The 15,846-nt window shown below is 71.8% G+C and carries 16 protein-coding genes; 8 read left to right on the top strand and 8 right to left on the bottom strand.

Going from position 1 to position 15,846, the window contains the following annotated elements; genetic code table 11:
- The first annotated feature begins 139 nt into the window (after nucleotides 1-139).
- From flgA to VFR90_RS02515, 5 genes are all read left to right on the top strand, one after another.
- Nucleotides 140-835, top strand: coding sequence for a flagellar basal body P-ring formation chaperone FlgA (gene flgA / locus VFR90_RS02535; RefSeq protein WP_326404402.1), 696 nt, complete (start codon nucleotides 140-142; stop codon nucleotides 833-835).
- Between the two features lie 142 nt (nucleotides 836-977).
- Entirely contained in the window at nucleotides 978-1,295 is a 318-nt protein-coding gene (gene flgM, locus VFR90_RS02530; protein WP_326404401.1) for a flagellar biosynthesis anti-sigma factor FlgM, read from the top strand.
- Nucleotides 1,296-1,314: 19 nt separating this feature from the next.
- Nucleotides 1,315-1,692 (top strand): hypothetical protein, encoded by a 378-nt coding sequence (locus VFR90_RS02525; protein WP_326404400.1) that lies wholly within the window; start codon nucleotides 1,315-1,317, stop codon nucleotides 1,690-1,692.
- A gap of 115 nt (nucleotides 1,693-1,807) precedes the next feature.
- On the top strand, nucleotides 1,808-2,902 hold the full coding sequence (gene ychF / locus VFR90_RS02520) for a redox-regulated ATPase YchF (RefSeq protein WP_326404399.1): 1,095 nt from the start codon (nucleotides 1,808-1,810) through the stop codon (nucleotides 2,900-2,902).
- Nucleotides 2,903-3,021: 119 nt separating this feature from the next.
- Nucleotides 3,022-6,249 (top strand): CHASE domain-containing protein, encoded by a 3,228-nt coding sequence (locus VFR90_RS02515; RefSeq protein ID WP_326404398.1) that lies wholly within the window; start codon nucleotides 3,022-3,024, stop codon nucleotides 6,247-6,249.
- Nucleotides 6,250-6,271: 22 nt separating this feature from the next.
- On the opposite strand, the gene VFR90_RS02510 is transcribed toward VFR90_RS02515, so the two are convergent.
- Nucleotides 6,272-7,711, bottom strand: coding sequence for a sensor histidine kinase (locus VFR90_RS02510; protein ID WP_326404397.1), 1,440 nt, complete (start codon nucleotides 7,709-7,711; stop codon nucleotides 6,272-6,274).
- A 21-nt stretch (nucleotides 7,712-7,732) separates the two neighbouring features.
- Nucleotides 7,733-8,419, bottom strand: a complete 687-nt coding sequence (locus tag VFR90_RS02505; protein WP_326404396.1) for a response regulator — start codon at nucleotides 8,417-8,419, stop codon at nucleotides 7,733-7,735.
- 248 nt (nucleotides 8,420-8,667) lie between these two features.
- Between VFR90_RS02505 and VFR90_RS02500 the strand changes: the two genes are divergently transcribed.
- Nucleotides 8,668-9,183, top strand: a complete 516-nt coding sequence (locus VFR90_RS02500; RefSeq protein ID WP_326404395.1) for a chemotaxis protein CheW — start codon at nucleotides 8,668-8,670, stop codon at nucleotides 9,181-9,183.
- A gap of 187 nt (nucleotides 9,184-9,370) precedes the next feature.
- A complete protein-coding gene (gene rpoH / locus VFR90_RS02495; protein WP_326404394.1) occupies nucleotides 9,371-10,330 on the top strand; it encodes an RNA polymerase sigma factor RpoH in 960 nt (319 codons plus the stop codon).
- 135 nt (nucleotides 10,331-10,465) lie between these two features.
- On the opposite strand, the gene VFR90_RS02490 is transcribed toward rpoH, so the two are convergent.
- Genes VFR90_RS02490 through VFR90_RS02470 form a run of 5 tightly spaced genes read right to left on the bottom strand, consistent with a single transcriptional unit; the run spans nucleotide 10,466 to nucleotide 14,627 of the window.
- Nucleotides 10,466-11,074 carry an SCO family protein gene (locus VFR90_RS02490; protein WP_326404393.1) on the bottom strand — a complete coding sequence of 203 codons (609 nt, stop codon included), beginning with the start codon at nucleotides 11,072-11,074 and terminating at the stop codon, nucleotides 10,466-10,468.
- Nucleotides 11,075-11,097: 23 nt separating this feature from the next.
- Nucleotides 11,098-12,039 (bottom strand): heme o synthase, encoded by a 942-nt coding sequence (gene cyoE / locus VFR90_RS02485; RefSeq protein WP_326404392.1) that lies wholly within the window; start codon nucleotides 12,037-12,039, stop codon nucleotides 11,098-11,100.
- A 2-nt stretch (nucleotides 12,040-12,041) separates the two neighbouring features.
- Nucleotides 12,042-13,208 carry a COX15/CtaA family protein gene (locus VFR90_RS02480; RefSeq protein ID WP_326404390.1) on the bottom strand — a complete coding sequence of 389 codons (1,167 nt, stop codon included), beginning with the start codon at nucleotides 13,206-13,208 and terminating at the stop codon, nucleotides 12,042-12,044.
- Entirely contained in the window at nucleotides 13,205-13,942 is a 738-nt protein-coding gene (locus VFR90_RS02475) for a redox-active disulfide-containing membrane protein (RefSeq protein ID WP_326404389.1), read from the bottom strand. The genes VFR90_RS02480 and VFR90_RS02475 overlap by 4 nt, the downstream gene beginning before the upstream one ends.
- Nucleotides 13,890-14,627, bottom strand: a complete 738-nt coding sequence (locus VFR90_RS02470; RefSeq protein WP_326404388.1) for an SURF1 family protein — start codon at nucleotides 14,625-14,627, stop codon at nucleotides 13,890-13,892. The genes VFR90_RS02475 and VFR90_RS02470 overlap by 53 nt, the downstream gene beginning before the upstream one ends.
- A gap of 48 nt (nucleotides 14,628-14,675) precedes the next feature.
- On the opposite strand from VFR90_RS02470, the gene VFR90_RS02465 reads away from it, so the two are divergent.
- Nucleotides 14,676-14,900, top strand: coding sequence for a DUF2909 domain-containing protein (locus VFR90_RS02465; protein ID WP_326404387.1), 225 nt, complete (start codon nucleotides 14,676-14,678; stop codon nucleotides 14,898-14,900).
- Nucleotides 14,901-14,960: 60 nt separating this feature from the next.
- On the opposite strand, the gene VFR90_RS02460 is transcribed toward VFR90_RS02465, so the two are convergent.
- Nucleotides 14,961-15,842 carry a cytochrome c oxidase subunit 3 gene (locus VFR90_RS02460; RefSeq protein WP_326404386.1) on the bottom strand — a complete coding sequence of 294 codons (882 nt, stop codon included), beginning with the start codon at nucleotides 15,840-15,842 and terminating at the stop codon, nucleotides 14,961-14,963.
- Between the last annotated feature and the right edge of the window lie 4 nt (nucleotides 15,843-15,846).

The following is a 15,846-nucleotide window of genomic DNA, read 5'->3' as shown; positions in this document are numbered from 1 at the left end:
CGAGTCGATTCGCAACGGGATGTAGGGCGATGCTCGGCATCTTCATCGGGCACATGGCCGGCCGAGGCCGCGAATAGCGCGGCTTCGACCGGCCAATTCCGGCTTCCGCGCCGGGCGCCGATCTCTAGAGTCACGAGCCATGGATTTCCGCCTCGCTTCGCGCCTTGCCGTCGCCTTCGCAGCCGGCGTGCTCGCCTGCGCGGCCGGCGCGCAGGCCGAGGACTGGTCGAGCGAGGCGCGCAAGCTGACGCAGACGGCGCTCGCGCCGGCGCCGGGGTTGCGCGCGGAGGTCGAGGTCGGCCGGCTCGATCCGCGCCTGAAGCTCGCGCCCTGCGCGAAGGTCGAGCCGTACCTGCCGCCGGGCTTCGTCGCCTGGGGCAGGACGCGCGTGGGCCTGCGCTGCCTGCAAGGGCCGACCCACTGGAATGTCTACCTGCCGGTCACCGTGAAGGTGTTCGGCCGCGCGCTGGTCGCCGCCGCCGCGATGCCGGCCGCGAGCGTGCTGACCGAGCGCGACGTGGTCGAAGCCGAGGTCGATCTCGCGGCCGGACGCGGCAACGCGGTGCTCGATCCGCGCGAAGCGATCGGCCGCCACCTCGTGCGCGCGCTGATGCCCGGCGAAAGCCTGCGCGAGACCGATCTGCGCGCACGCCAGTGGTTCGGTGCCGGCGAGACGGTGCGCATCGTCGCGGTCGGCTCGGGTTTCGCGGTGCACGGCGAAGGCCAGGCGATCACGCCCGGCCTCGATGGCGCCGCCGCGCGCGTGCGCATCGACAACGGCCGCATCGTCACCGGCACCGCCGTGGGCGAGCGCATGGTGGAGATCAAGCTGTGAGCCCGCGCTGTTACAAAAAAGCCGCTCAAGTTCGCGGCGGCGAAGTCGATAGCGACCTCAACATCCCGGTTCGTCGCGCGGTCGGCGGTCCTTTCCCCGCTGATCCGCATGCCGCGCTGCGCGGCCCTGGAAGGAGCTTCGAATGAAGATCGATCAACCCGTCGACACCCCCTCGACGACCGCGACCGACGCCGCGACGCTCGCCCGGGCGAACGCCGAAGCCGGCGCCGCCGCGAAGCGCGCACGCACCGCGAAGCAGCCGGAAGCGAGCAGCAGCGTCAGCATCTCGGCGACCGCCACCCAGTTGATCGGCGCGGCCACCGGCGGCGAGTTCGACGCGGCGAAGGTCGAGCGCCTGCGGCGCGAGATCGCCGACGGCACCTACCGCATCGATGCCGAGAAGATCGCCGACAAGCTGATCGCCAACGCCCAGGAAGCGCTGAGCGCGGTCAGGCGCTGACCGATCCGGGCCCGCCGCGATGACCGCTGCCCTGCCCCTGGTCGCCGACCCGGCGCTCGACGCCGCGATCGACGATGTCGAGGCGCGCCTGGCCGCGCTGGCCGCGTCGCTGGCCGAGCCGGGCGGCCGCGCGATCGACACCGCGGCCACCGACCTGCAGCGCGCGCTCGCCGCCGCGCTCGACCGTTTCCAGCGCAGCCGCGGCCCGGTGCCGCCGGCGCTGCGCCAGCGCCTGGCACGCGCCAGCGCCAGCATCGCCGCGCAGCGCGAAACGCTGGCACGCGCCACCGCCGCGCTCGACCGCGCGATCGAAGTGCTGCTGCCGCGCGAAGGCGGCACCTACAACGCGCAGGGCGCCGCCGCCCAGGCTCGCCACAGCGGGCTCGCGCGGGCCTGAGCGACCCGCGCCGCCCGGGCTCGCCGCCGTGTTGGCGAGGGCCGCGGACTAAACTCGTCGCCCCTGTCGCAGCCCGTTCGGGCCTGCGCTCCCAGCTCGCGAGAAACCCACCGCCATGAGCCTGCAATGCGGCATCGTGGGCCTGCCCAACGTCGGCAAGTCCACCCTCTTCAACGCGCTGACCAAGGCCGGCATCGCGGCCGAGAACTACCCGTTCTGCACGATCGAGCCGAACGTCGGCGTGGTCGAGCTGCCCGATGCGCGGCTGGGCCAGCTGGCGGCGATCGTGAAGCCGGAGAAGGTCGTGCCGGCGCTGGTCGAGTTCGTCGACATCGCCGGGCTGGTGGCCGGCGCGAGCAAGGGCGAGGGTCTGGGCAACCAGTTCCTCGCGCACATCCGCGAGACCGACGCCACGGTGAACGTGGTGCGCTGCTTCGACGACGACAACGTGATCCACGTCGCCGGCCGGATCGACCCCATCGCCGATGTCGAGGTGATCCAGACCGAGCTGTGCCTGGCCGACCTTGCGACGGTGGAGAAGACGCTCGCGAAGTCGGTGAAGGTCGCGAAGGCCGGACAGGACAAGGACGCGCAGCGGCTCGTCGAGGTGCTGAAGAAGTGCGAGGCGGCGCTCAACGAAGCAAAGCCGGTGCGCGGCATCGACTTCAGCCGCGAAGAGCGCGCGGTGCTCAAGCCGCTGGGCCTGATCACCGCGAAGCCGGCGATGTTCGTCGGCAACGTGGACGAGTCGGGCTTCGAGAACAACCCGCACCTCGACCGCCTGCGCGCGTACGCCGCCGCGCAGAAGGCGCCGGTGGTCGCGATCTGCGCGAAGACCGAGGCCGAACTCGCCGACATGAACGACGAGGACCGCGCGCTGTTCCTCGCCGAGATGGGCCAGGACGAGCCCGGCCTGAACCGATTGATCCGCGCCGCGTTCGGGCTGCTGGGCCTGCAGACCTACTTCACCGCCGGCCCGAAGGAAGTGCGCGCCTGGACCATCCACGTCGGCGACACCGCGCCGCAGGCGGCCGCGGCGATCCACACCGACTTCGAGCGCGGCTTCATCCGCGCGCAGACAATCGCGTTCGACGACTTCGTCGCCTTCAAGGGCGAGCACGGCGCGAAGGAGGCGGGCAAGATGCGCGCCGAGGGCAAGGACTACGTCGTCAAGGACGGCGACGTGCTGCACTTCCTCTTCAACGTCTAGCCGCGCGGACGGCGCCTCGCGTGGCCGCCTCGCTTCGTGCACCCCGTCGCGCGAACGCCGGGTTCGCGAGCTTCGAACACGGGCCCGCGGTGTAGGCTGGCCCCCGACCCGCGACCGCCATGTCAGACGCGCCGACCACCATCCTCGAGGCCGACGCACCCACGCCGCGTGCGCGCGCTGCGCTGGCGCCGCTGGCGATGGTGGCGCTGGCCTACGCCGCGGTCGGCATCGCGTCGGTCCAGCTTTCGATCGGCGACGTCTCGGCCTCGCCGCTGTTCCCTTCGGCCGGCATCGCGCTGGCGGCGGTGCTGGTCTACGGCCGGCAGGCGCTGCTCGCGGTGTACGCCGGCAGCCTCGCGGTGCAGGCCTTCGTCGTCGCGACCCTGCCCACCGGCGGCGCCTTCGCCTGGCTGGTGGCCGCGGCGATCCCGCTCGGCGCGGTCGCGCAGGCGGCGCTCGGCGACGCGCTGGTGCGCCGCAGCGTCCCGGGGCCGCTGACGCTCGACGGGCCGAAGTCGATCACGCGGCTGTTCCTGCTGGGGGGCGCGCTCGCCTGCACGGTGAGCGCGAGCTGGGCCACGATGCTGCTGGGCTCGAGCGGCGCGATCCCGCTCGAACGGCTGGCCGCGGCCTGGGCCACCTGGTGGGGCGGCGACACGCTCGGCGTCGTCATCGCGGTGCCCGCGGTGCTGACGCTGATCGGCCGGCCGCGTCGCGCGTGGCGGCCGCGCCGCAACACCGTGGGGCTGCCCTTGACGGTCGCCACCGCGATGCTCGCCCTGGCGATCGGGCAGATCGAACGGGTCGAGGCCGATCGCACGCAGACCCGCTTCGAGCGCGATGCCGGCGAACTTGCCCGCACGGTGCGGCTGCGGCTCGAGAGCACGCTCAACGCGCTCGACGCGGTGCATGGCGTCTTCATCGGCTCGTCGGAAGTCGACCGGCGCGAGTTCGAGCGCGCGACCGCCAGCTGGCTCGCGAAGCTGCCCGGCCTGCAGGCGCTGGGCTGGCACGAATGGGTCGCGCGCGACCGCATCGCCGAGCTGGTGGCGCGCGTGCGCGCCGACGGCGACCCCTACTACCGCGTCTTCGAGCGCGAGCCCGTGCTGAGCGCGCAGGACACCGAGTCGCTGGTGCTGCGCTTCATCGAGCCGCGCGCGCACAACGAGGCCGCGCTGGGCGTGAACGCGATGTCGATCCCGGCGGCGCGCACCGCGGCGCTGAAGGCGCGCGAGCTCGACGCGGCGGTCGCCACGCGCGGCTTCCGCCTCACGCAGGACACCGGCGAGCAGTTCGGCGTCGTCGTCTACAAGCCGGTGTTCGACGGCGACGGAGCGCAGCGCCGGCTGCGCGGCATGGTGTTCGCGACGCTGCGGATGGACGACGCGCTCGCCCGGTTCCTCGCCGCCGCGCCGGGCTACCTCGAGAGCTGCCTGCTCGAGACCGCCGAAGGCGCCGCACCGGTGCGCCTGGCCGGCGCCGCCGATTGCCGCGGCGACGCCGCGCGCGAGCGCTATGTGCACCGCGAGAAGCTCGGCTTCGCCGGGCGCGAGTGGACGATGCTGGTGCGCGCGAAGGGCGAGGTGCCGGCCGCCGCCCGCGCCGGCATCCTGGGCGGCGACAACTCCGCGGCGTGGATGTTCTCGCTCACCGGCTTGGCCGCGACCGGCCTGATGGGCGCCTTGCTGCTGCTCGTGACCGGCCGGGAGCGCCTGACGCGCACGGCGATCGAGAAGGCGACGCAGCGCCTGCAGCGCGAGATCGCCGACCGCCAGCTGACCGAGCGCGCGCTGCGCGAAAGCGAGGGGCGCTTTCGCAGCATGTTCAAGACGGTGCCGGTCGGCATGCTCTACACCGAGCTGAACGGGCGCATCAAGCAGGTGAATTCGGCCATCTGCCACCTGACCGGCTACAGCGAGGAGGAGCTGCTGAGCCTTTCGATGGCGACGCTGACCCACCACGACGACCGCGACCTCGACGACGAACGCCGGCGCGACCTGATCGCCGGGCGCCGTTCGATGCACCGCCTGCGCATGCGCTACGTCGCGAAGAACGGCGAGGAGCGCTGGGTGCGCAGCACCGTCACCGTGATGCGCAACGCGCAGGGCCAGCCGCACCGGCTCGTGGCGCTGGTCGAGGACATCCGCGAGCACCTGCGGCTCGAAGAGGCCGAGAAGGCCCGCGAAACGGCGGAGAGCGCGAACGCCGCGAAAAACGAGTTCCTCTCGCGCATGAGCCACGAGCTGCGCACGCCGCTGAACGCGATGCTCGGCTTCGCGCAGCTGCTCGAGCTCGACCGCAGCGAGACGCTGCACGAGCGCCACCGCGGCTGGATCGGCCAGATCCAGCAGGCCGGATGGCATCTGCTGGAGATGATCAACGACGTGCTCGACCTGTCGCGCATCGAGTCGGGGACGCTGTCGCTGCAGGTCGAGCCGCTGCAGGCCGAGCCGCTGATCGCGGCCTCGCTGGCGCTGGTCGAGCCGCAGGCGCGCTCGCGCGGCATCCACCTCGTACGCGCGATGGCCGACCACGGGCCGCTGCGCTGGATCGCCGACGCAACGCGCGTGAAGCAGATCCTCACGAACCTGCTTTCGAACGCGGTCAAGTACAACCGCGACGGCGGCGAGGTGCGCGTCGCGACGCGGCGCGTGCAGCACGGCGACGCCGCCTTTCTCGAGCTGGACGTCATCGACACCGGCATCGGCATCGACGCCGACCAGCTCGCGCAGCTGTTCCAGCCCTTCAACCGCCTCGGCCGCGAGAAGGGCGGCCCCGAGGGCACCGGCATCGGCCTGGTGATCGCGCGCTTGCTCGCCGAGCGCCAGGGCGGCTCGCTGACCGTGAAGAGCGAGCCGGGCATCGGATCGGTCTTCACGCTGCGCCTGCCGCTGCACGACGAGGTACCGGCCGACTCGACCGTTCACTCGCTCGCCGATGGCCTGGACGCCGGCTACAACGGCCGCCACGTGCTCTACGTCGAAGACAACGAGACCAACGTCGAGGTGATGCGCGGCATCTTCGGCCTGCGCCCGCAGGTGCGCCTGTCGGTCGCCACCAACGGCCACGACGGCCTGCAGGCGGTGCGCGAGGAACACCCCGACCTCGTGCTGCTCGACATGCACCTGCCCGACCTCGACGGCATGGCCCTGCTCGAACGGCTGAAGGCCGATGCCGCGACGGCCGAGGTGCCGGTGATCGTCGTCTCGGCCGACGCGCTGCCCGCGCAGGTCCAGGCCGCGCAGCGCGCCGGCGCGGTGCGCTACCTGACCAAGCCGGTCGCGATCGACGAGATGCTCGACGTGCTCGACGAGCAGCTCGGCAAGTTGACGACGCGCTTCGGCTGACGCGCTGCCGGCGCGCAGCGACTCAAGCGCCCGTGGCCGGACCCGGGCTGTTCCGCGGAAACACCACCCGCACCTTCAGGCCGCCGCCGTCCTCGCCGTCGAGCAGCTCGACGCCGGCGCCGTGGGCCCGGGCGATGTCGGCGACGATCGCGAGGCCCAGGCCGCTGCCGGCGCCGGGCGAGCCGGGCGCGCGGTAGAAGCGCTCAAGCACGCGGCGGCGTTCGGCCGGCGCGATGCCGGGGCCGTTGTCCTCGACCTCCAGCATCGGCCGCGGCGTCCCGTCGGGCCCGGCCTGCGCGGTGCGAACGGTGATGCGCGCCGGCCGCGCCGGATCGATCGCCGCGTATTCGAGCGCGTTGTGCAGCAGGTTCGCGAGCAGCTCGCCGATCAGGTGGCGCGAGCCGCGCACCGTGGCCGGCTCGAGCTGGAAGCCGAGGTCGGCGCCGCGTTCGAGGGCGCGCGGCACCCAGTCCTGCGCGGCGTCCTGCGCGACGCGCTTGAGATCGACCGACTCGCCCGGCACCGCCGCCCGCACCGCCGCCTCGCTGCGCGCGAGCGACAGCAGCTGGTCGGCCAGCCGCGTCAGCCGCCGCGTCGAGCGGTGCATGCGCTGCAGCGTCGCGTGCACCGCGGGCGGATGCGATTCGAGCAGCGCCAGCTCGGCTTCGGCATGCAAGGCGGCCAGCGGCGTGCGCAGCTGGTGCGCGGCGTCGGCGATGAAGTGACGCTGGCGCGCCGCGTCGCCCGCCACGCGCTGCAGCAGCTGGTCGATCGCATGCACCAGCGGCGCGATTTCCGAAGGCAGCCGCCCCTGCGGCGGCGCCACCGGTCCGGTGACCGCCGGCTCGAGCGGGCGCAGGTCGTCGAGCGAGCGCTGCGCGAGCTGTTCGTTGATCGACGCGACCGGGCGCATCGCGCGACTTACCGCGAGCCAGATCGCGACCGCGAGCACCAGGCCGAAGACCAGCGCGAACCACAGCGCGAAGTGCAGCGCCTCGCGCCGGGCGGCCTCGCGCTTGCCGAGCGTTTCGGCGACGCGCACCTGGCACAGCCGCATGCCGCAGAGCACCGCATGCGCCGCCACGCGCACCGGCCGGCCGTCGATCGATCCGTCGAGCAGCCGGCGCTCACCGCGCCGCAAGGCGAGCGGCAGCTCGGCCAGCGGCGGATCGCCGGCGACGCGGCGGCCGGCGGGGTCGAGCACCGCGTAATAGGTCTTGTCGTCGGTGCTGGTGGTGCGTAGCGAGGCTTCGGTCTGCTCGTTCAGGTTGAAGCTGACCTCGCCCTGGTCGAGGCGCACCAGGTTGCCGAGCGCCAGCGCCCAATCGCTCAGGCCGACGTCGTAGGCGGCATCGGTGCGGCTCAGCTGCACGCGCAGCTCGAAGTACAGGCGCAGCGGCACCAGCAGCACGATCAGCGCCACCACCCAGACCATCAGGGTGGCCTTGAGGCTGCGCAGCATGGCCGGAAGAGGTGGGCCGCGTCAGCCTGCGGCGACCGGGGCGCCCTGTTCCTCGACCAGGTAGCCGAAGCCGCGCACCGCGCGGATGCGCAGGCCGGCCGGCTCGATCTTCGGCCGCAGCCGCGAGACATAGACCTCGACCGCGTTCTCCGACAGCGCGTCGTCCCAGCCGCTGATCGCCTGCAGGATCTGCTCCTTGCCGACCACGTGGCCGACGCGGCCCAGCAGGTACTCGAGCACCGCCCACTCGCGCGCCGAGAGTTCGAGCGGCTGCTCGCCGATCCAAGCGCGGCGCGCCTCGCGGTCCATGCGCAGGCTGCCCATCGCGAGCACCGTGGCCTGCCGCGCGGCGTGGCGGCGCGTCAGCACCTTGATGCGCGCGATCAGCTCGGCCAGCGCGAAGGGCTTGACGAGGTAGTCGTCGGCGCCGGTCTCGAGGCCCTGCACCCGGTCTTCGATCGCGTCGCGCGCGGTGAGCATCAGCACCGGCAGCGTCGAGCCCTGGGCGCGCACGCGCTTCAAGGTTTCGATGCCGTCGATGCCGGCCAGGCCGATGTCCAGCACCAGCAGGTCGTAGGGATCGCTCTTCACCGAGGCGGCCACCGGCTCGCCGCGCGGCGTGTGGTCGACCGCCCAGCCTTGCGAGCGCAGCGCTCGCATCGTCAGTTCGGCCAGCGCGGGGTCGTCTTCGGCAAGGAGGATGTGCATCGGCGTTTCACGGTGGTCGGTAGGCGTCGCGGCGCAAGGCGCGGCCTGCGACGATCGCGATCATGACGGCCTGCCGGCAAGCCCGGCCTTGACGCTGCGCTGACGAACCCGCCGGCGAAGGCCGACGAGGCCGGAAGACAGGGCCGAATCACGGCGCTTTTCGCGCCGCTGCGTCGTGCTCGCGATGTTGCAATGACCGGCATGCAGGCGCCCGGTGGCGCTTCGACCTGCTCCGCGGAGACCTTTCCATGATCGCCAGCCAAGCCGCCCACGCATCCGAGGCCCGCACGGGGGCCACCGCGAGCACCCAGGAGGTGCTGAGCTTTCGCCTCGGCAGCGAGGAATACGGCATCGACATCCTGAAGGTCCAGGAGATCCGTTCGTACGAGCCGCCGACACGCATCGCCCACGCGCCGGCGCACATGCGTGGCGTCATCAACCTGCGTGGCGTGATCGTGCCGGTGGTCGACCTGCGCCAGCGCTTCGGCGCGCCCAGCGCGGTGATCGACGGCTTCACCGTCGTGATCGTGCTGCACCTGGGCGCACGCACCGTCGGCATCGTGGTCGATTCCGTCAGCGACGTGCTGCAACTCGCCTCCGACCAGATCCGCTCGGCGCCACAGGTCTCCTGCGCGATCGACGCGGCCTACATCACCGGCCTCGGCTCGATCGCCGAGCGCACGCTGATCCTGCTGGACATCCAGGCGCTGCTCAACTCGCCGGAGATGGGACTGGTGGACGTGGCGCTGCCCGGCGTGCACTGAGCGCCGCCGCGCCCACCCGACCGCCGGTCCGAGGGGGCCGGCGTTTTCTTTGGTGAGCGCCTGCTTATCGTTTCGCGCCGGTGAACACTGGATTGCGATGCCGCCTGGCTCCGAAGTGAACCGGTGCGGTCTCTTAGCACTCTCAAAACCCGACTGCTAAACTTGCGGCCTTCCAGGAGGTTCATCGATGTCTACTGCTGCCTCGACTCCGCTTTCCTCGATGCTGCCGGCCCCCGCGGCGGGTCACGCGCTCGCGGTGCGCGACCCCTGGTCGCTGGTGCCCTCGCTGGGCGACCTGAACGCCTACATCGGCGCGGTGAACCGCCTGCCGATGCTGAGCGCCGAAGAGGAGCAGGAACTCGGCCGCCGGCTGAAGGAGAGCAACGACCTCGAAGCCGCCGGCCGGCTGGTGCTGTCGCACCTGCGGCTGGTGGTGTCGGTCTCGCGCCAGTACCTCGGCTACGGCCTGCCTCACGGCGACCTGATCCAGGAAGGCAACGTCGGCTTGATGAAGGCCGTCAAGCGCTTCGATCCGTCGCAGGGCGTGCGCCTCGTCAGCTACGCGCTGCACTGGATCAAGGCCGAGATCCATGAATACGTGCTGCGCAATTGGCGGCTGGTGAAGCTGGCCACCACCAAGGCTCAGCGCAAGCTGTTCTTCAACCTGCGCTCGAAGAAGCAGGCGCTTCGGGCCGAAGGCGTCGAGGGCGCGACGCACCGCAGCACGCTCAGCGACGCCGAGATCGACTTCGTCGCGCGCGACCTGAACGTCAAGCGCGAGGACGTGATCGAGATGGAGACGCGCCTGTCGGGCGGCGACATCGCGCTCGAGCCGCACAACGACGACGGCGAGGACAGCTTCGCGCCGATCGCCTACCTCGCCGACGAGCGCCACGAGCCGACCCGCGTGCTCGACGCGCGGCACCGCGACGCGATGGCGAGCGACGGCGTGCTGCGTGCGCTCGACGCGCTCGACGCGCGCAGCCGCCGCATCGTCGAGGAGCGCTGGCTCAAGGTGAACGACGACGGCTCGGGCGGCCTGACGCTGCACGACCTGGCCAGCGAGTACGGCGTCAGCGCCGAGCGCATCCGGCAGATCGAGGTGGCCGCGATGAAGAAGATGCGCAAGACCCTCTCAGCCTATTGAGGCCAGCTTCACCAATGAACAAAGGGGCGCAGTGCGCCCCTTTGTTCTTTCCGCGAGCCGCCGCGGATCCGGCGCTGACGGCGGTCGCCAGCGGCGCCCCTCAACCGGCGCCATGAAGCAGCCGAGGGGCGGCGGTCACCCGGCGATCAGGTACTTGAGGTCCGCCACCCAGGCATCGACCGGCTGCCCGTAGCGCACGAACAGCCGCACGCGGCCGGCCGGGTCGTAGACGTAGGCGCCCGCCGTGTGGTCCATCGTGTAGTTCGCCGGGTCCTTGCCCTGCACCTTCTGGAAGAAGGCCTTGTAGCTCTTCGCGAGCGCCAGCGTTTCGTCGACGCTGCCGCGCAGCGCGACGAAGGCCGGATCGAAGCCCGACATGTACGCGCGCAGGATCTCGGGCGTGTCGCGCTCCGGATCGACGGTGACGAAGACCGCGGCGAGCTTGTCGCCGTCGGCGCCGAGCTGCTTCTTCGCGGCGGCGAGCTCGGCCATGGTCGTCGGGCAGACGTCGGGGCACTGGGTGTAGCCGAAGAAGACGACGACGGCCTTGCCCTTGAATTCGTCGAGCGTGCGAGGCTTGCCTTGCGCGTCGGGCAGTGAAAACCCCTTGGCGTAGTCGGCGCCGGTGATGTCCACGCCCTTGAAGCCGCCGGCCGGCGCGGCGGCACCGCTGCCGGACTCGCCGCAGGCGGCGAGCACGAACAGCGAGGTGGTGGCGAGCAGCAGATGGCGTCGGTCGGTCATCGCGTGTCCTTCGAGGTTCCGGCTCAAGCCGGCGCGCGCAGCCACGGCGCGAGGTAGTGATCGAGCAGCAGGCCGGCGAACAGCAGCATCAGGTGCCAGATCGAGAAGCGGAAGGTGCGGCGCGCGAGCGCTTCGCTGTAGTCGCGCCAGAGCCGGAAGCCGTACGCGCAGAACGCGACGCCCAGCACCAGCGCGAACGCCAGGTAGACCCAGCCGCTCATGCCGTAGACGAAGGGCAGCAGCGTCGCCGCGAACAGCACGAAGGTGTAGAGCAGGATCTGCAGCCGGGTGAACTGGTTGCCGTGCGTCACCGGCAGCATCGGCAGGCCGGCGCGCGCGTAGTCGTCGGCGCGGTAGAGCGCCAGCGCCCAGAAGTGCGGCGGCGTCCACAGGAAGATGATCAGGCACAGCATCAGCGCCTCGGCGCCGACTTCGCCGCGCATCGCTGCCCAGCCGAGCACCGGCGGCATCGCGCCCGAGGCGCCGCCGATCACGATGTTTTGCGGCGTCGCCGGCTTCAGCAGCACGGTGTATACGATCGCGTAGCCGACGAAGGTGCCGAAGGTCAGGCCCATCGTGAGCGGGTTCACCCAGTACCACAGCACGGCGGAGCCGGCGCCGCAGAGCAGCGTCGCGAAGGCCAGCGTGTGCGCGGTGGACAGCTCGCCGCGGGCGGTCGGCCGCCACGCGGTGCGCTTCATCCGCGAATCGATCTGCTGCTCGACGATGCAGTTGAACGCCGCCGCCGATGCGGCGACGAGCCAGATGCCGACCGTGGCCGCCAGCGCGACGCGCCAGGCCGCCGCGCTCGGCCAGCCGGGCACCGCGAGCAGCATGCCGATCGCGGCGCAGAACACGATGAGCTGGACGACGCGCGGCTTGGTCAGCGCGCTGAACTGGCGCCAGCGCAGGAGCCAGCCCGGCGCCGCCGCGACGGCGTCGGTCTCGGGCACGGCGTGCGCCATCCTCAGACCTCCGCCTTGCCGAGCACTGGCGCGCGCCCGGTGGCGCGCACCGGCGCGCTTGCCGCGCCGCGAACGCGCACCGCCAGCGCCGTCATCAGCAGCACCAGCACCGCCGCGCCGCCGGTGTGGCCGAGCGCCGCCGCGAGCGGCCAGCCGAGCACGACGTTGCCGACGCCGGTGGCGAGCTGCCATGCCAGCACCGCGACGAGGCCGCGCGCGATGGGCCGCAGCGCCTCGTGACGCCACAGGCGCGCGACCAGCACGCCGATCGCCATCAGCAGCACCGCGGCGCCGAGGCGGTGCGCCATGTGGATCGCGGTCAAGGCCTCGAAGCTCAGGTAGCCACCGTCGGCGCGCGCGCCGAGCGGGCGCAGCAGCTCGAAGCCCTGCGCGAAATCCATCGAGGGCCAGACCACGCCGTGGCAGGTCGGGAAATCGGTGCAGGCGAGCACCGCGTAGTTCGTGCTGACCCAGCCGCCGAGCGCGATCTGCCCGAAGGCCAGTGCGCCGGTGCCGAGCACCAGCGCGCGCAGCCCCGCGCTCACCTCGACCGGCGCCGCGTCGCGCCAGGCCTGGGCCGCCAGCAGCGCGAGCAGCACCAAGCCGCCCAGCAGGTGCAGCGTGACGATCGCGGGGTACAGCTTGAGCGTCACCGTCCACGCGCCGAACGCGCCCTGCAGCAGCACCCAGGCAAGCGTGAAGGTCGGCCACCACGGCGACGCGCCGCTCGCGCGCTGTTTGTTGGCCGCTGCGTGCCGCGCCAGCCACCAGCTCCAGGCGGTGATCGCGACGATCAGCGCGCCCACCGCCATCGCGAGGTAGCGGTGGATCATCTCGATCCAGGCCTTGCGGTGGGTCACCGGCCCGGTCGGCTGGGCGGCCTCGGCCATCGCGATGTCGTCGCGCGCGTGCAGCGGACTGGCGGTGCCGTAGCAGCCGGGCCAGTCGGGGCAGCCGAGGCCGGAATCGCTCAGGCGCGTGAAGGCGCCGAAGAGCACCAGGTCGAAGGTGAGGAAGAGCGTCAGCACCGTGAGGGCACGCAGGCGCCGCGCGGCCGGCGCGCCGCGTGTGCGGCGCAGCGTCCAGGCCAGCGGCAGCGCCGCGAGCAGCACGGCCACGCCCAGCAGCGCGAGCAGCGGCTTCAGGTCGACGAGCTCGGTGCCGCTCATGGCGTCTCGCCGGGGCGGCCGGGCTTGTCCCAGGCGGCGGAGCCGCGCATCAGGCGGTCGAGGTCGCGCTTGATGCCGGCGGCCTGGCTCGGCGCCGGGAAGCGCAGCATGTAATGGCCGCGCGGATCGACCAGGTGGAAGTGATCGCCGATCGCATGGCCCGGCGCGGCGCCGAGCCACTTGCCGAGCGCCTCGCGCGGCGCAAACAGCAGCGTCGTGCCCTCGAGCGCCGCACGCAGCTCGGCGCGCGGCGCGACGCCGTCGTCGATGAGCCAGACGCGGTCGACACGGTCCTTGTGCTTGCCCAGCGTCTCGCGCAGCTGGCGCTGCAGGTAGAGCTGGCGCTCGCACGGCGCATCGCAGGCACCGCCGGCGACGACGACGAACAGCCACTGCCCCTGCAGCGATTTCGCATCGACCGCACGTCCCTGCAGGTCGGCAAGCGGCAGCTCCGCGGCCGGCGGGATCGGCCGTTGCGGCTCGATCAGCGTGCCGTGCTGCGTGCCGCCGCTCGGGCGGATCACGTAGTAGGTGAAGTAGGAGGCGATCACCGGGGCCGCGCAGACCAGCAGCACCAGCAGCATCTTCAGCCGGCCGTGGCGCTGCCGCGGGTCGTCGGCCAGCGCGGGGCTGGGCAGGCTGTGCACGGTGAAGGCGAGCGGCTCGGCGAGCGCCGCGGCTTCAGGCCGCACGCCGCCGACGCCACCAGGGCCCGAGGAGTTGGAACCAGACATACAAGGCGACCGTCAAGCTGCTGAGCGCGAACCACTGGAAGGCGTAGCCGCGATGCTTGGGCACCTCGGTCGCCGGGGCCGGCCAGCGGCGCACGAGGCCGTCGTCCGGTGGGCCTTCGTCCTGCCGGATCGAAAGCGGCCGCAAGGGCAGACCGGTCTCGCGGGCGAAGGTTTCGGGATCGAGATTTTGCCGGAGCATGCCCCGGCCTTCGGCGCCGAGGGCCAGCGTGCGGCCCGGCGGCGGCGCGACGACGCCTTCGACCAGCACCCGGCCCGGCGCGCTCGGCACCGAGGGCAGCCGGCTGCGATCGACCGGATCGCGCGGCGCCCAGCCGCGCTGCACAAGGACCGTGTCGCCGGGGGCGAGCTCGAGCGGCATCACCAGCAGCACGCCGGCGCGGCCCTCGAGCGGGCGGTTGTCGAGGAAGACCGCGTGCTGAGGCAGCCAGCGGCCGGCAAGCACGATGCGGCGATCGTGCTGGGCCGCAGCGGCCTGCGCGGTGCGCGCGAGCTCGGCGGCCGCGAGCGGCGGCTCGCCGCGGCGCGTCTCGCGCTGGCTCTGCAAGGCCTCCTTCTGCTGCGCGCGGCCGAGCTGCCAGAAGCCCAGCCGCGCGGTCAGCGCCGTCATCGCGACGGCCGCGAGCAGCACGATCGCCCGACGCAGCCGCGGGCTCATCGTCGCCATGCCCGCATCGACGGCACGGGCGAATCGATGCCATACGATGGCCCGACCATGAAATGGATCATCGTCGCCGCCTTCGTCGCCATCGTGCTCGCGCTCGCCGCGGCGGGCCGCGCCCTGTTGAACGACGGCCGCGACGGCGCACCGAAGAGCAACCGCATGCTCCATGCGCTGGCCTTGCGCATCGGGCTGTCGGTCGCGCTGTTCCTGTTCATCCTGCTGGCCTACAAGCTGGGCTGGATCCAGCCGACCGGGCTGCCGCTGCAGCCCCGGTGAGCCTGCAATGAAGAAGAGCGCCGCGAGGCGCTCTTCGTGCACCGGCAAGCGCCGCGTCGTTCAAAACCAGTACACGACGATGTACAGGCCCAGCCATACCACGTCGACGAAGTGCCAGTACCAGGCCGCGCCCTCGAAGCCGAAGTGGCGGTCCGGCGTGAAGTGGCCCTTCATCAACCGCAGCGTGATGAACAGCAGCATCAGCATGCCGACGAACACGTGGAAGCCGTGGAAGCCGGTCAGCATGAAGAAGGTCGAGCCGTAGACGCCGCTGTTGAGCTTGAGATTCAGGTCGGTGTACGCATGGATGTACTCGTAGACCTGGAAGCCCAGGAAGGTGACGCCCAGCAGCACGGTGAGCCACATGAAGGCGATGCAGCGGCCCCGATGGTTCTCGCGCAGCGCGTGGTGGGCGATCGTCAGCGTGACGCCGGAGGTCAGCAGCAGCGCGGTGTTGATCGTCGGGATCGGCCACGGCCCCATCGTCGTGAACGGCGCGACGATGTTCGCGGGCGAGGTCGTCGCACCGGCCACGACGCTCGGCCAGGCGGCCTTGAAGTCGGGCCATAGCAGCGCGTTCTCGGGATCGCCGAGGTTCGGCACCGAATGCAGCCGCGTCCAGTAAAGCGCGCCGAAGAAGGCCGCGAAGAACATTACCTCCGAGAAGATGAACCAGCTCATGCTCCAGCGGAACGAGACATCGACGCGCTGGTTGTAGAGGCCGGTCTCGCTTTCGTGGATCGCCGCGCGGAACCAGGCCTGCAGCACGAAGGCCCACAGCGCCAGCCCGCCGACCAGCGAGTAAGCGCCCCATGCATGGCCGTTGATCCACTGGCCTGCGCCGAGGATCACGAAGAACAGGCCGACCGAGGCCACCACCGGGAACCACGACGGGGCCGGAACGAAGTAATAGGGCGCGTGCCCGGGGCTGGCTGCCGACATGCTC

The sequence above is a fragment of the Methylibium sp. genome, assembly GCF_035762065.1.
Lineage (GTDB): Bacteria > Pseudomonadota > Gammaproteobacteria > Burkholderiales > Burkholderiaceae_C > Methylibium.
This window is presented reverse-complemented; position numbering and strand designations above follow the sequence as displayed.

Bases quoted from the DNA above. Each gene is read 5' to 3' on its own strand.
- VFR90_RS02505 (WP_326404396.1), bottom strand. From the start codon at position 8,419: ATGCACATCCTCCTTGCCGAAGACGACCCCGCGCTGGCCGAACTGACG.
- VFR90_RS02500 (WP_326404395.1), top strand. From the start codon at position 8,668: ATGATCGCCAGCCAAGCCGCCCACGCATCCGAGGCCCGCACGGGGGCC.
- rpoH (WP_326404394.1), top strand. From the start codon at position 9,371: ATGTCTACTGCTGCCTCGACTCCGCTTTCCTCGATGCTGCCGGCCCCC.
- VFR90_RS02470 (WP_326404388.1), bottom strand. From the start codon at position 14,627: ATGGCGACGATGAGCCCGCGGCTGCGTCGGGCGATCGTGCTGCTCGCG.
- VFR90_RS02465 (WP_326404387.1), top strand. From the start codon at position 14,676: ATGAAATGGATCATCGTCGCCGCCTTCGTCGCCATCGTGCTCGCGCTC.
- flgA (WP_326404402.1), top strand. From the start codon at position 140: ATGGATTTCCGCCTCGCTTCGCGCCTTGCCGTCGCCTTCGCAGCCGGC.
- cyoE (WP_326404392.1), bottom strand. From the start codon at position 12,039: ATGGCGCACGCCGTGCCCGAGACCGACGCCGTCGCGGCGGCGCCGGGC.
- VFR90_RS02475 (WP_326404389.1), bottom strand. From the start codon at position 13,942: ATGTCTGGTTCCAACTCCTCGGGCCCTGGTGGCGTCGGCGGCGTGCGG.
- flgM (WP_326404401.1), top strand. From the start codon at position 978: ATGAAGATCGATCAACCCGTCGACACCCCCTCGACGACCGCGACCGAC.
- VFR90_RS02460 (WP_326404386.1), bottom strand. From the start codon at position 15,842: ATGTCGGCAGCCAGCCCCGGGCACGCGCCCTATTACTTCGTTCCGGCC.
- ychF (WP_326404399.1), top strand. From the start codon at position 1,808: ATGAGCCTGCAATGCGGCATCGTGGGCCTGCCCAACGTCGGCAAGTCC.
- VFR90_RS02515 (WP_326404398.1), top strand. From the start codon at position 3,022: ATGTCAGACGCGCCGACCACCATCCTCGAGGCCGACGCACCCACGCCG.
- VFR90_RS02480 (WP_326404390.1), bottom strand. From the start codon at position 13,208: ATGAGCGGCACCGAGCTCGTCGACCTGAAGCCGCTGCTCGCGCTGCTG.
- VFR90_RS02525 (WP_326404400.1), top strand. From the start codon at position 1,315: ATGACCGCTGCCCTGCCCCTGGTCGCCGACCCGGCGCTCGACGCCGCG.
- VFR90_RS02510 (WP_326404397.1), bottom strand. From the start codon at position 7,711: ATGCTGCGCAGCCTCAAGGCCACCCTGATGGTCTGGGTGGTGGCGCTG.
- VFR90_RS02490 (WP_326404393.1), bottom strand. From the start codon at position 11,074: ATGACCGACCGACGCCATCTGCTGCTCGCCACCACCTCGCTGTTCGTG.